This is a genomic window from Desulfovibrio sp. 6_1_46AFAA (assembly GCF_000224635.1).
Taxonomy (GTDB): domain Bacteria; phylum Desulfobacterota; class Desulfovibrionia; order Desulfovibrionales; family Desulfovibrionaceae; genus Desulfovibrio; species Desulfovibrio fairfieldensis.
This window is the reverse complement of the sequence record NZ_JH114300.1, coordinates 266,368-280,120: the sequence shown is the minus strand read 5'-3', so window position 1 is coordinate 280,120 and position 13,753 is coordinate 266,368. Positions and strand designations below refer to the sequence as shown.

8 protein-coding genes are annotated in these 13,753 nt (G+C 63.2%); 7 read left to right on the top strand and 1 reads right to left on the bottom strand.

The features are described from left to right. The 7 genes from HMPREF1022_RS16885 to HMPREF1022_RS01075 form a co-directional block, all read left to right on the top strand. The coding region (locus HMPREF1022_RS16885) for an ISAs1 family transposase (RefSeq protein ID WP_156802823.1) at window positions 1-372 on the top strand (372 nt) is incomplete at its 5' end. Between the two features lie 107 nt (window positions 373-479). Then, window positions 480-6,326 (top strand): alpha-2-macroglobulin family protein, encoded by a 5,847-nt coding sequence (locus tag HMPREF1022_RS01100; protein ID WP_009301525.1) that lies wholly within the window; start codon window positions 480-482, stop codon window positions 6,324-6,326. Continuing rightward, window positions 6,316-8,658 carry a penicillin-binding protein 1C gene (gene pbpC, locus HMPREF1022_RS01095; protein ID WP_009301524.1) on the top strand — a complete coding sequence of 781 codons (2,343 nt, stop codon included), beginning with the start codon at window positions 6,316-6,318 and terminating at the stop codon, window positions 8,656-8,658. Before HMPREF1022_RS01100 ends, pbpC begins: the two co-directional genes overlap by 11 nt. A gap of 254 nt (window positions 8,659-8,912) precedes the next feature. Beyond that, entirely contained in the window at window positions 8,913-9,884 is a 972-nt protein-coding gene (locus HMPREF1022_RS01090; protein WP_009301523.1) for an AEC family transporter, read from the top strand. 76 nt (window positions 9,885-9,960) lie between these two features. Next, on the top strand, window positions 9,961-11,043 hold the full coding sequence (locus HMPREF1022_RS01085) for a DctP family TRAP transporter solute-binding subunit (RefSeq protein WP_009301522.1): 1,083 nt from the start codon (window positions 9,961-9,963) through the stop codon (window positions 11,041-11,043). A gap of 296 nt (window positions 11,044-11,339) precedes the next feature. Further along, entirely contained in the window at window positions 11,340-11,810 is a 471-nt protein-coding gene (locus HMPREF1022_RS01080; RefSeq protein ID WP_009301521.1) for a TRAP transporter small permease, read from the top strand. Between the two features lie 11 nt (window positions 11,811-11,821). Beyond that, on the top strand, window positions 11,822-13,120 hold the full coding sequence (locus HMPREF1022_RS01075; RefSeq protein ID WP_009301520.1) for a TRAP transporter large permease: 1,299 nt from the start codon (window positions 11,822-11,824) through the stop codon (window positions 13,118-13,120). A gap of 78 nt (window positions 13,121-13,198) precedes the next feature. Here the strand turns inward: HMPREF1022_RS01075 and HMPREF1022_RS01070 are convergent, their stop codons facing one another. Continuing rightward, entirely contained in the window at window positions 13,199-13,747 is a 549-nt protein-coding gene (locus HMPREF1022_RS01070; RefSeq protein ID WP_009301519.1) for an O-acetyl-ADP-ribose deacetylase, read from the bottom strand. Between the last annotated feature and the right edge of the window lie 6 nt (window positions 13,748-13,753).

The following is a 13,753-nucleotide window of genomic DNA, read 5'->3' as shown; positions in this document are numbered from 1 at the left end:
TGGTATAGCGATAAGGAGCAGTGGGCTGGCTTGCAAAGCTTTGTACTTATTGAGTCAGTGCGTGAAAGTAGAGGAAAAATCGAGACAAACCGTCGTTACTACATAAGTAGTTTAGCTCAGGATGAAGTGCGTGCCGCTAAAAGCGTGAGAGCTCATTGGCAGATAGAAAACGCCTTGCACTGGTGTCTTGATGTAGTTTTTGATGAAGATCAAAGTCGAGCACGGGTTCGTAATGCGGGCAAAAATCTTGGAATTTTGCGAAGTATCTGCCTCAATTTACTTCGGCGCATGCCAGGGAAATCGAGCTTGAAGGGCAAGAGGTTCAAGATTGCGCTGAGTGAAGATTTTCTCCTTCAGGCTCTCAGAATTTAGATGCGTCTGCCCTGCACCACGGCCGCCCCGTACTTGACAACAGTGCGGCTTTAGGCAAGCTCAAAATAAAAACATTTTTATCCCACCTCCAAGCCCGGAGAATCAGCATGTCCACGCCCGAGCTCATTTTCGGCACTGTGCGCAACAGGCTTGCATTTGCCCTTTTTCTGCTGTTCCTGTCTGTTGGAAACGCCTGGGCCGCGCCGGAATACAAGGCTCCGATCCCCCAGAAGGTCAACGGCCTGATCAGTTACTGGCGTTTTGAAGGCCCGGTGGAGCAACCCGGCGGCCAGGAAAGGCTGGAACTGGGCTTCAGCATGGACAAGCAAAAGTGCCGAGATGCCTACGGCGAGGACGGCGAATCGGTCTGTCGGCGTAATTTCGGCAGACGGCCCGCGCCCGAAGTAACGATCACGCCGCCCATTCCGGGCCACTGGGAATGGAGCGGAGACCGCCTGCTCTTTTTCCCGGAAAAAGGCTGGCCCGTGGACACGGCCTACAAGGTGGATATCAGCCGGGCCCTGCCGCCGCGCATAGCCGTGTCCGGCGCGGTGACCTTCCGCAGCGCGCCCTTGCGCGCAAAAATTACGGGCAGTTTCAAATTTGATCCTGAAAATCTCAAAACCATGGCCGTCAGCGGCGAAATACACTTCAATTCGTCTGTGGACAAAACCGGCGTGGAGAGCCGTTTCAGCGCCACTCCCCAGGGCGAAGGCCTGTTGCTGGGTGAGCCCGTGCTGCATTTTAACGGTGATGATCGTCTGAACTACAGCCTGCCGGTCCTGCGCCTGGCGGCAAACGACGCGGGCCTGCGCGTCTCCTTGGCGCCGGGCTTCACGGCGGTGTACGGTGGCCCCCCTTCCAAGGGCGAGGACTTTTTCGTGCGCCTGCCCACCATCGACAACCTGTTCACACTGAACGCCGCTGATCTCAGCGTCGCCACCCGGCCCGACCTGCGGGCGCAGATGGTGCTTGCGCTGCATTTTTCCCTGCCGGTCAAGCCTTCAGAGGTTCTGGGCAAGCTGGACGTGCGCCTCTTGCCGCCGGGCCTGGAAAGTGAGGAACAAAGACAGCCCGACAACGAAGACGAAGAGGGCGATGGAAACGAAAAATCCCGGCGAGCCCCGGCCTGGACCATGGAACAGCTCACTCCGGAAATAGTCTCCCAGGCTCCCCGGCTCGCATTGCAAGCCGGGGATGAGGAGGACAAGCCGTCCACGGATATTTTCTTCGCTATTGCCGACAACCTGGAGGCCGACCGCAGCCTGTTGTTGTGCCTGCCCCAGGGCCTGGCCAGCGCCGCGGGGCTGCATTCCGGCGCGGAAAGCCGGAAGCTGCTGCAAACGCCCGCCTTTCCCGAAGCTCTGCGTATTATGCAGAAGGGCGGCGTGCTGGCTCTGACCGGCGACGCCGTGGTCTCCATCTACAGCCGCAATCTGGATGCCGTGGACTATGAAGTGGCCCAGATCCGGCCCGAATTTCTCAATACCTTTCTGCTGGCCAACCTGGATCAACTGGACTACGACAATTACGATTATGATCAGCCCTATACCGGCAGCCGCCCGGATCTTGACAATCTGAGCGTCATCAGCCGGGGCAGCCTGCCGCTGCAGCGGCGTGACGCCATGTCGGCCCAGTTCAGCGCGCTCAATCTGCGCCCCCTGCTCCGCGACGGTCAGAAAGGCCTGTTCTATCTCAGCCTCACGGGTCGGCGCGACGCCGACAGCGTGAGTAAAGAAAACCGCTTTGTGCTGATGACGGACCTGGGCCTGATCCATAAGACCTCCGCCCAGGGCGGAAGTGTGGTCTATGCCGTCAGCCTGGCCGACGGCAAACCGCGCGGCAATGTGAACGTCCAGGTGATCGGAGCCAATGGCCTGCCTGTGTTCAGCGCCAGAACCGATGCGCGCGGCAAGGCCGTGCTGCCCTCTCTCGCGGGCTTCACGCGCGAAAAGAAACCCCTGGCCCTGGCGGCGGCCCAGGGGAGCGATCTGGCCTTCCTGCCCCTGGAGCAATATGCACGCAAGCTCAATTATTCGCGCTTCGACGTGGGCGGCAACCGGCTTTCCGACCAAGGGCTCAACGCCTATCTGTTCAGCCAACGCGGCATGTACCGTCCCGGTGAAAGCCTGCATTTCGGCTATCTTGTCAAACAGGGACAATGGGGCTCCACGGAGCTTGCGGGCCTGCCGTTGCGGGCCACGCTGTACAATCCGCGCGGCAACAAGGCGGCCGATAAAAAAATCACGCTGACGGCCGAGGGTTTCGGCGAACTATCTTTCCCCCTGGAGGAAACAGCCCCCACCGGCCCCTGGGAATTGCGCCTGAGCACCGCCGACGGCGGACAGCGCGGCGAAGTTTTGCGCGTGTCCAGGGTCATGGTGGAGGAATTCCAGCCCGAAACCCTTCGCCTGCAATTGCGGCTCACGCCCGGCGCGGGCAAGGGCTGGCTGCGGCCCCAGGACCTGAAACAAGGGCCGGAAAAGGATCAGGAAAACGGCCTGTCCGCGCGGGTGAATCTGGTCAATCTCTTCGGCGCGCCCGCTGTGGGCCACGACGTCAAACTGCAAGTGCGCTTCGCGCCCGCGGCGTTTCACTTCCGCGAATATGCCGACTACAACTTTTACAATGCGGCCCGGAGTCTGAACGGCCAATCGGCGGAAGTGCCGACCCGGCAGACCGACGACCAGGGGGACGCCGTGTTCGCCCTGGATCTGGCGGGCTACGAGAAGTCCACCTTCCGGTTGAGCGCCCTGGCCGAAGGCATGGACGCCGGCGGCGGGCGCAGCGTCATGGCTGACGCTTCCCTGCTGTTTTCGCCTCTGGAATCAGTAGTGGGCTGGCGTAGCGACGCCGACCTGAACTATCTGCCCCAGCACGGCAAAGCCCGGCTGGACCTGCTGGCCGTGGACCATAAACTCGCCCCCGTGGACCTGGGAGAACTGGAACTGAGCTTTGTGGGCATCAGTTATACGCGCAGTCTGACCCGCGACGGCCAGGGACAGTACCGCTATCAAAATCTGCCCCGGCGCAAGCCGTTGGGCACGCAAAAGCTTCGCATGGACAAAAAGGCGGTTGTGGACCTGCGCCTGGACGAACCGGGCCCGCATCTGCTGGAAGCCCGCGACAAGACCGGCAATCTGGTCCTGCGGGTGCCCTACGAAGTAGCCGGTACGGCCCAGGCGCGCCTGGGCGAGGAACACGAGGCCAGGCTTACCGCAAAACTCAGCAAGCAGGACTACGCCCCGGGCGAAACCATGGAAATAGCCCTGAACACGCCTTACAAAGGCGCGGGCCTGATTACGGTGGAGCGGGAAGACGTGCTGGCTGAAACCTGGTTCACAGCCATGGCCGGACAGAGCGTGCAGCGCCTGACCCTGCCCAGGGGGACTGAAGGCCGGGTATATTGCAATATCACCTATTTCCGGGCCATGGACGACGCTGATATCTTTACCCAACCCATGGCCGGCGTGGTGCTGCCGTTCAGCATTAATATGCGGGGACGCGATCTGGGCCTGAGCGTGCGCACCGAGGCGGACGCCGCGCGCGCGGCAAGCCAGCTGGTCAGGCCGGGGCAGACCCTCCCCGTGCGGGTGCGCGCCGAACAACCGTCCAAAGCCATTGTTTTCGCCGTGGACGAAGGCATTTTGCAGCTCACCTCCTACGCCACGCCCGACCCCCTGCGGGCACTGCTGGGCGACCGGGCCCTGGAGGTGGACACCTATCAGTATTTCGACCTGCTGATGCCGGAATACCGCCATCTGCGCGGCATGATTTCGGCCTTTGGCGGCGGCGAAGCTCCCGCTCCGCCGAATCAGGCCGCCCTGGGTCAGAACCCTTTCCGCAGGCCCGGCGAAGCGCCCATGGTCTTCTGGTCCGGCGTGCTTGACGTGGGGCCCGAGGAAAGCCTGGTCCAGATCCCGGTGCCGCCGCAATTCAACGGCAAACTGCGGATCATGGCCGTGGGCTGCGCGCCCGGAGCCGTGGGCGCGGCCCGGACCGAGGCAGTGTCCAGGGCCGAAGTCGTCATCCAACCCATGCTGCCGCTTTTCGTGACGCCGGGTGATGTCTTTGAGGCCTCCGTCAGCCTGACGGACATGCTGGAACGCTCGGAGGGTCAGGAGGACACAGCTCGCCGTGTGGCTCTTGGCTTGCGGAGCGACGGCGGCTGCACGCTGCTGGACGCCCTGCCCGAGCCCCTGGATCTTAAACCGGCGCGGCAACAGACCGTGCGCCTGCGCTTCCGTGCCGAGGACCTGCCGGGAGGACACAAGCTGAGCTTTATCGCCACGCCCCTGCCCGGCCAGCCCGGCGAAACGGTGACGCGGCCCATGGGCCTTTCCATCCGGCCCGCGCTGCCGCGCTCCACCGACGTGCTTCTGGGCCGGGTCGGGCAGGCCCCGTACACGGCCGAGGCCAAGTCGCCCCGCCGACTCTACCCGCAGTTCGCGGAACTGCGCGCCTCCATCTCCGCCCTGCCGTTGCCGCTGGCCCACGGCCTAATGCGCTGGCTGGCCGCGTATCCTTACGGCTGCACGGAGCAACGCGTCAGCGCGGCTTTTCCCGACCTGGCGCTTCTGGCCCGGCCCGAATTGACGCCGCCTGACGCCCGCTACACGCCACAGAAAATTCGTGCCTGGGTGTTGGAAACCATGCAGATGCTTCAAGCCCGGCAGCTGGATGAAGGGCATTTCGCGACCTGGCCTGGCGGCGGCAGAGGCGATCTCTTCCTTTCCGCCTATGCGGCGGACTTCCTGACCACCGCCAGGACGGCGGGCCTCTCTCTGGCCGAAGGCTTGGACAAAGGATTCCTGGCCGCTCTGGAACAGGAAGCCATGCAGAGCCCCGACAGCCTGGAAGACGCCCGCGTCAAGGCTTATGCGACATGGGTGCTGACCCGCAACGGCGTACTGACCAGCAACATCCTGGCCACACTCTCGGCCTGGCTGGAGCGTTATGGGCCGGAGCAGTGGCGCAATGACCTGACCACCGTGTTCATGGCCGGCAGCTGGAAACTGATGAGGGAAGACAAACTGGCCGGAGAGTTGATCAGGGGATACCGCCCCGAGGCCGCGAAATCCTTTCGGGCGGATTATCCTTTCGACGGCCTGAGCTCCCGCGCCCTGTTTCTTACGGTGCTGGCAGGACAATTCCCGGAGGAACTCCGGGGGCAGAAGGCCCAGGACATGCTCGACGACATCTTCGACCTGGCGGCGCAACAGCGCTATACGACCATCTCGGCGGCGCAGGCGGCCAGGGCCTTGATGGCGTACAGCCAGAGCCTGGACGCCGGGCTGGCGCAGGCCTCGGTCAGCGGGCTGGATCAGACAGGCCGAACTCTCGCCCTGCCGCCGCTTCAGGGCCAGGGCGTGCGCGCCCTGGCCCTGGACAGCGAAAGCGGCGCGCCCTCCCGCGCGTTGCTGGAGCAACTGGCCGGGCTGAGCTTCACGGCGGACGCGCCCTTTTTCTGGCAACTGGAAAACGTGGGCTTCGGGCGAGATCTGCCCACGCGGGCCGTCAGCAAAGGGCTCAGCATACGGCGCGAACTGCGCACGCCCGAAGGCGATCCCGTCACAGCCCCCCAACAGGGCGACGAGGTGGTGGTAGCTGTCATTGCCCGCGCCTTTGACAGAGAGCGGGAGAATATCGCCCTTGTGGACATGCTGCCCGGCTGCTTTGAATTTGTGGTCAGCCAGAGCGGAGAAAGCGCGGAACTGGCCACAAATCAGGGAAGCGTCCACGAGGACCGGGACATGGAGCCCGATTATGCCGAACGCCGGGAAGACCGGATGCTGATTTTCACGGATCTGGCGACGAGCGAGCGGGTTTTCCGCTACCGGGTCAAGATCACGGGCCGGGGCGAATTTACCTGGCCGCCCGTGCAGGCCGAAGCCATGTACGACCCGGAAGCCCGGGCCCTGAGCCTGCCGGAGAAGATAGTCATTGAGGAGTAAACGGCGTCCGTGCGGGAGGCTGGTCCTTGTCGGCCTCCCGCTTTCGCTCTGCTGCGCGGCGCTGGCCTTTGTGCTGGCGCTGCATGCCGCGCCCAGGCCCGACCTTTACGGCAAGGCGGGCTTCTCGCGCATTTTTCTGGACCGCCGGGACCGCGTGCTGCGCATTACCCTGGCCCCGGACGGCGCATACCGTATTTTCACGCCCCTGACGGCCATGCCCCCGGAACTCATGGAAGCCACCCTGCTCTACGAGGACCGTTCCTTTTATCGCCACCCCGGCGTCAATCCGCTGGCCCTGCTGCGTTCCGTGGCCCAGATGGCTCTCGGGGGCCGCCGCATGGGCGGCTCCACCATCAGCATGCAGGTGGTGCGCCTGACCCGGAAGTTCTCCACGGCCAGCATTCCCGGCAAACTGCGCCAGATCTGGCAGGCTCTGGTGCTGGAACGGCATTACGGCAAGGATGAAATTCTCGAAGCCTACCTCAATCTTGCGCCCTACGGCGCCAATGTGGAAGGCGTGGGCGCGGCGGCGCGCATCTGGTTCCACAAGGAGGCCGACGAACTCAGCCTGCCCGAAATTCTGGCCCTCGCACCGGTGCCCCAGCACCCGGCTGCGCGCAATCCCCTGGCAAGCCGGGGCCGCGCCCTGTCCCTGGCCCGTGCGCGCCTGGACAGAATCTGGCGCGAGGCCCATCCACAGGATGCCGGCCAAGGCCTGCCCAATGTGCCTTTGCGGGTGCATGCGCTTTCAGAGCTGCCCTTTGCCGCGCCGCATGTCGTGGACAGCCTGCTGGCCGGAAGCGAACTGCCCCAAGGCCGTATCTCCACCACCCTGGATCTCGGCCTGCAAGGCCTGCTGGAGCGCCAGTTGCGCCGGGCCGTGGAGGCCGGACGGCTGTGGGGCATGGACAATGCCGCCGCCCTGCTGCTGGACTGGCGCAGCTGTGAAATCCTCGCCCTGGCCGGATCAGCCGATTATTTCAACGCCGCGATCCAAGGGCAGGTGGACGGCACGGCGGCGCGACGCTCGCCCGGCTCCACCCTGAAGCCCTTTATTTACGCCCTGGCCCTGCAGGAGGGACTGATCCATCCAGAAACCCTGCTTTCCGACACGCCGCGCGCGTTCAAAGGCTATGAGCCGGAAAATGCCGACGGCGGTTTTCGCGGCCCTATCAGCGCGCGTATGGCCCTGCTGGGCAGTCGCAACATCCCCGCCATCGCTCTGGCCAGCCAGTTGCTCGCGCCGGGCCTGTACGGTTTTTTGGGCAAAGCCGGGGTGCATTTCGAGCACGGACCGGAACATTACGGACTGGCCCTGGTTCTGGGCGGCGCGGAGGTGAGCATGCGCGAGCTGGCCGGGCTGTATGCCCTGTTGCCCAACCGGGGCATCTGGCGCGCTCCCGTGCTCCGGCGAGACGAACACGCGACCGGTCCGCTTCCCCTGCTCAAGCCCGAAGCGGCCTTTGTGGCTCTGCAAATGTTGCGCGCGCCGTCGCCCCAAGGCTTTGACCGCACGCCGACCTACTGGAAAACCGGCACGTCCAACGGCCTGCGCGACGCCTGGACCGCCGGGGTTTTCGGGCCTTACGTCCTGGTGGTCTGGGTGGGCCGTTTTGACGGCGCGGCCAATCCCGGCTTCAACGGCCTGCACGCGGCGGCCCCCATTTTCTTCAGTATCCGGCGCTCCCTTGAGGCCCTGAACCCGACCGGCGCTTTGCCGGATCCGGCCGCCGACGACGAGGGCTTGAATATCCGCCGTATCGCCGTCTGCACGGCCACGGGCGATACGGACCTCAGCCTCTGCCCGGAACCATCGCGCCAGACCGGCACCTGGTTCATCCCCGGCATCTCGCCCATCCGCGATTCGGGCATTCTGCGTCGCATCCTGGTGGATGATGCGACGGGCTTTCGTCAGTGCCGGGCCGTGCCGGGACGCACCAGGGAAGTCGTCTGGGAATTCTGGCCCGCCGACCTGCGTCGTCTTTTCAGTCAGGCCGGCGTACGCAAGCCCCCGGCCCCACCTCTGGCTCCGGAATGCCGCGAGACGGATACCCCCTGGCAGGTTCCCGGCCGCGCCCCGCTGATTTCTTCGCCCAAACCGGGCCTGGTCTATGCGGCGAGCCTCAAACATCCGCAAAAAATTCCTCTGCTGGCCGACGCGGACGCCGACGCGGGCTGTGTCTACTGGTTCGCGGATACGCGCTATCTTGGCCGCAGCGGGCCGGACGAACCGCTGCTCTGGCAGGCCGCGCCGGGCGTCACCCGGCTCACGGCCGTTGACGACCTGGGCCGGGCGAGCAGCGTACGGGTGGTGACGGAAAGCCTGCCCTGAGTGCGTGTCCGCCATGTGCGCACGGCGTCGTCGGGCTGTTTGCTTTGACAAGGATTGGCCGAGACCATATTCTGTTTCCCCCTTTTGTTTCGGAACCCGTTGGGGAAACTTCCGTGCCAAGGCAATTCACTCATTTCAAATGTTAATTGCTCTGGCGGTCGCGTGAGCGGACCCCGCAGCACTCGGGCGGTATAGAGTTTGAGATGTGCAACATTTCAAACGCAAAATGTTGTAATGGCCGGAGCCGGTTTTTCATGGACAGGTTGCTGCTCACTCTCGGGATCATTTTCGTCAGCTTGGCGGCGGGCTATGCCTTCCGGCACGCCGTCACGACCGGGCGCGTCCGCCTTTCCGAGGGAACCCTGATCCTTGCGCGCCAACGCTTGCAGACAGCGGCGGTCTTTGTGCTGATTCCCATCTCGGCCATGCTCTCCCTCTGGGGCCTGCCCTCGCCGGACACGCGCCTGCTGGCCCTCCCCCTGCTGGGCCTTGCCGCCTGGATCTGGGGCGGCGCCCTCTCACTGCTCTTCGCCCGCTGGCTCAGGCTGGACCGGGCCCAGACCGGCAGCCTGTACTGCTGCGGCACCTTCACCAACATCGGCGCCGTGGGCTCACTGGTCTGCGTGCTCTTTCTCGGCGAAAGCGCCATCGCCCTGGTGGCCTTGTACCGGCTCTGCGAGGAACTGTTTTATTTCAGCGTTTCCTTTCCCATCGCCCGCTGGTACAGCCGGGAAAACGACAACCAACGGCTTTCCTTCCGCAATCTGCGCTTTGATCCCATTTTAAAAGTGGTGCTCAGCGCCCTTCTGCTCGGCATCGCGCTCAATCTGCTGCATGTGCCCCGCCCGGAATTCTGCGGCCGCCTGGCCTCCGGCTTCATGATTCTGGCTACCGTGCTTTTTCTGTTTGCCATCGGTCTGAGCCTGCGGCTGTCGCGTCTGGCCCGGTATACCCGCCAGAGCCTTGCCGTGTGCGCCATAAAATTCATCGGCGTGCCGCTGTTGATCACCGGCATTGCCAAGGCCGTCGGTTACGGGGCCATTGACAACGGCCTGCCCCTGAAAGTGGTGGCCGTGCTCTCATCCATGCCCGTGGCCATGACCGCGCTGGTGCCGCCGTCTCTGTTCAGTCTGGACCTGGATCTGGCCAATGCCTGCTGGATTTTCAGCACACTGGCTCTGGTGGCGGTGCTGCCCGCTCTGCTTCTGGTCCTGCCGCGGCTCTGACGCCCGGCGCGCCGCAGTCGATCCCGCGATAAAATATCTGATTTTACCGCGCATATCTTCAGAGGAGGTTTTACTGATGAAACGCTGTTTGCTCCGGAGCGCCCTGGCGCTCTGCGCCTGTCTGCTGGCCGCGCCGCTCCCGTCCCCGGCGGCCCCCTACAAAGCCGAGTACAAACTGAGCGTGGTGCCCGGCGCCACGTCCGGCTGGGGCATGACCGCCGCGTATTTCGCCGATCTTGTGCGCGAACGTTCGCAGGGGCGCATCAACATCAAGGTCTATCCTTCCAGCCAGCTGCTGGCGGGCAAGCAGACCTCGGAATTCCTGATGCTGCGCAACGGGGCCATTGACTTCGCCCTGGCTTCCACCATCAACTGGTCCCCCCAGATCAAGGAACTGAACCTCACGGCCCTGCCCTTCTTCCTGGCCGTGCAGCCGGACCGCTACAAGGCCATGGACGCCGTCATGGCGGGCAAATCCGGCAAGATGATGGTTGACGCCATTGAGAAAAAGGGCGTGAAAATCATCGGCTGGGCCGAGAACGGCTTTCGCGAAATGACCACCAGCAAGGGCCCCATCAGCAAGCCCGAGGACATGAGCGGGCTCAAGATCCGGGTGGTGGGCAGCCCCATCTTCATTGAGACCTTCCGGGCGCTGGGCGCCAATCCCGTGAACATGAACTGGAGCGAAGCCACCACCGGCTTCCAGCAAGGCGTGGTGGACGGGCAGGAAAATCCCACCAACGGCATCAATATCCCGCTGAAAATCTGGGATTATCACAAGTATCACTGCGACTGGCACTACATCATCGACCCGCTGCTCATGGGCGTGAACCCCACGGTCTGGAAACGCTTCAGCCCCGAGGACCAGAAATTGCTTCTGAAATGCGCCTCGGAAACCGAAAAATACGGCAAGGCGCTTTCCCGCCTGGGCATGGACGACGGCTCTTCCCTGTCCTACCTGAAGAGCATCGACAAACTGCCGGAAGTGACCGAGCCCTACGCCTTCATGGAACAACAGGGCATGGTCGTCACCCGGTTGAGCCCGGAACAGATCGCCAAATTCCATGAGGCCACCCAAAAGGTGCGCGCGGACTGGACCGCCAAGATCGGCCCGGGTCTGGTCAAAGCCGCTGAAGAGGACATGGCCGCCGCCAAGTAACTAGAGCAGATTAACTTTGAAATTTTACAAATTTCAAAGTCGGCATTCTGGCGAAAAACGTGGTTTTCACCAGAATCCACGCCGCGTTGCTCTCGATGCCTGTACGCCCTTTGGGCTACAGGCACGGCCCTACGGGCCGCCCGTCGGGTTGGTCTTCGCGGCGCGCCGCACCGTGTGCGGCGTTAGAGCAATTTCAAAGTGAAAATGCTCTAAAGAATCGGGCGGATGCCGAAGCTCAGCGCCTGTTGGCGAACGGGCCTTTGCTCCGGCATCCGCGCCGGAATGCGGAGAGCAGGATGTTGCGTTTTCTGGATACGCGCTTTGAGGAACTTCTCGGTTCGCTGTTGCTGGCGGTCATGGTGAGCATCGCCTTCATCAATGTGATCGTGCGCTACTGCACGTCTTTTTCCTTCGCCTGGACCGAGGAGCTGACCGTCAATTTTTTTGTCTGGGTGGTGCTGCTGGGCACGGCGCGCTCTTTCCGGGAAGGGAGCCACCTGGGCATGAACCTGCTCTATGACGCACTGCCGCGCAACGCGCGCCGGATCTGCTACTGGCTCGGCATGCTGCTCTGCATCGCCTTTTTCGGGGCGCTGTGCTGGACCGGCACGCTGGAAGTGCTGGACGAGTACGATCTGGAATCCATTTCCGAGTCCCTGGGCATTCCGGTCTGGTGGTACACTATCGCCACGCCGCTCTTTTCCCTGCTGATTATTTTCCGCATGCTGCAACGGTCCTGCGCCGATCTGCGCTCGGGCAACTACTAGAGGGGGTCGTCATGGAAACAACCTTGTTTCAGGACCCCGCGTTCTGGCTGCTCACGCTCTTTCTGATCCCCCTGCTGCTCAGGGTGCCCATCGCCCTTTCCTTGGGCTTTGCGGCCCTGGTGGTCGTCTGGAAGTGGGACATGGGCTTCAGCATGCTCTCCTACAACTTTTTCGCGGGCATCGCCAAATTTCCCCTCCTGGCCATCCCCTTCTTCATCCTGGCGGGCTATATCATGGAGCGCGCGGGCATCGCGGCGCGCATCGTTGCCCTGATGGAAGCCCTGACCGGCTCCATGACCGGCGGCCTTGCCGTGGCTACCGTGGCCGTGGCCACCTTCTGGGGAGCGGTAAGCGGCTCCGGCCCGGCCACCGTGGCCGCGCTGGGCCTGATCCTGATCCCCGGCATGGCCATGGCGGGCTATGACAAAGCCTTTGCCGCGGCCACGGTTTCCGTGACCTCGGGTCTGGCCATCGTCATTCCGCCGAGCATCGCCTTCATCGTCTACGGCGGCGTGGCCAACGTCTCGGTACCGGCGCTGTTCGCGGCGGGCTTTATCCCCGGCGTCATTGTGGCCCTGTTCATCATGGGCGCGGTGCTGATCATTTCGCGCAAAAAGGGCTACCGGGGCGAAAAGCGCGGCCAGCCGGTGGGCAAGGCCTTGCGCGAGGCCTTCTGGGGCATAATGACGCCTGTGGTCATTCTCGGCGGCATTTACGGCGGCGTGTTCACGCCCACCGAGGCCGCGGCTGTGGCCGTGTTCTATGGCCTGTTCGTGGGCGTGTTCATTTACCGCACCATCAACAGCCTGAACATGCTGTTCGAAATTTTTTCCGCCAGCATGCGGGCCACGGCCGTGGTCATGATTGTGGTGACCTGCGCGGGCCTTTATTCCTGGGTGGCCTCCACCGTGGGCTTGGTGGAAAAAGGTTCGGCCGTGCTGCTCTCCCTTTCGGACAACCAGTGGGTTGTGCTGCTGATGATCAACATCATCCTGCTACTGGCAGGCATGCTGCTGGACGCCATCTCCATTTATTACGTTTTTCTGCCCTTCATGCTGCCCATCATGGCCCACTTTCACTGGGACCCCATCTGGTTCGGCATCATGATGACGGTCAACCTGGCCGTGGGACAGGTCACGCCGCCCGTGGCGGTCAATCTGTATGTGGGGGCCAACATCAGCGGCCTGAGCATGGAGCAGATCAGCAAACCGGCCCTGCCGCTGATTTTCGCGGCATTGCTGGCCCTGGCCGTCATTGTGCTCTTCCCCCGGCTTTCCACATTCCTGCCGCAACTGCTCGGCCTGTCATAGCCGACATTCTACTTGAAAGGCTCTAAACGCGACAAAGCCCCCGTCCGAAATCCGAACGGGGGCTTTGCCGTCAATGTCTTACAAAGATGAATCGCTACATATGCCGAGGCATTCCCGTAGCGCTTCCTCATGGGCCATACGGGAAGCCGGGGAAAAACAAACCAGCCGCACCTCGTCCGGTTCCGAGTGATCGCGCAGGAAATCCAGCACCGTGGCCACGGCGATATGAGCCGCCTCCCGTGCCGGATAGCCGTAAACACCGGTGGAAATGGCCGGAAAGGCCACAACCCGCGCCTTGACGGCCACGGCCTCTTCCAGAGAGCGTCGGTATGCCGAGGCCAGCAGACGCGCTTCGCCGTGCGTGCCGCCCCGCCAGACCGGGCCCACTGTGTGGATGACATAGCGCGCGGGAAGGCGAAAGCCGGGCGTGACTTTGGCCTCGCCCGTGGGACAACCGCCCAGAGGACGGCAGACGGCCAGGAGTTCCGGTCCGGCGGCACGGTGAATGGCTCCGTCCACGCCACCTCCGCCCAGCAGGCCTTCATTGGCGGCATTGACAACGGCATCCACTGCTTGGCGGGTGATGTCGCCTTCCATAATGCGCAACCGTCGCGCGGCCTTTTCCATATGATT

Excerpts from the sequence above, each read along its gene's own strand:
- HMPREF1022_RS01100 (WP_009301525.1), top strand. The coding sequence starts at position 480 with ATGTCCACGCCCGAGCTCATTTTCGGCACTGTGCGCAACAGGCTTGCA.
- HMPREF1022_RS01090 (WP_009301523.1), top strand. The coding sequence starts at position 8,913 with ATGGACAGGTTGCTGCTCACTCTCGGGATCATTTTCGTCAGCTTGGCG.
- HMPREF1022_RS01085 (WP_009301522.1), top strand. The coding sequence starts at position 9,961 with ATGAAACGCTGTTTGCTCCGGAGCGCCCTGGCGCTCTGCGCCTGTCTG.
- HMPREF1022_RS01080 (WP_009301521.1), top strand. The coding sequence starts at position 11,340 with ATGTTGCGTTTTCTGGATACGCGCTTTGAGGAACTTCTCGGTTCGCTG.
- HMPREF1022_RS01075 (WP_009301520.1), top strand. The coding sequence starts at position 11,822 with ATGGAAACAACCTTGTTTCAGGACCCCGCGTTCTGGCTGCTCACGCTC.
- HMPREF1022_RS01070 (WP_009301519.1), bottom strand. The coding sequence starts at position 13,747 with ATGGAAAAGGCCGCGCGACGGTTGCGCATTATGGAAGGCGACATCACC.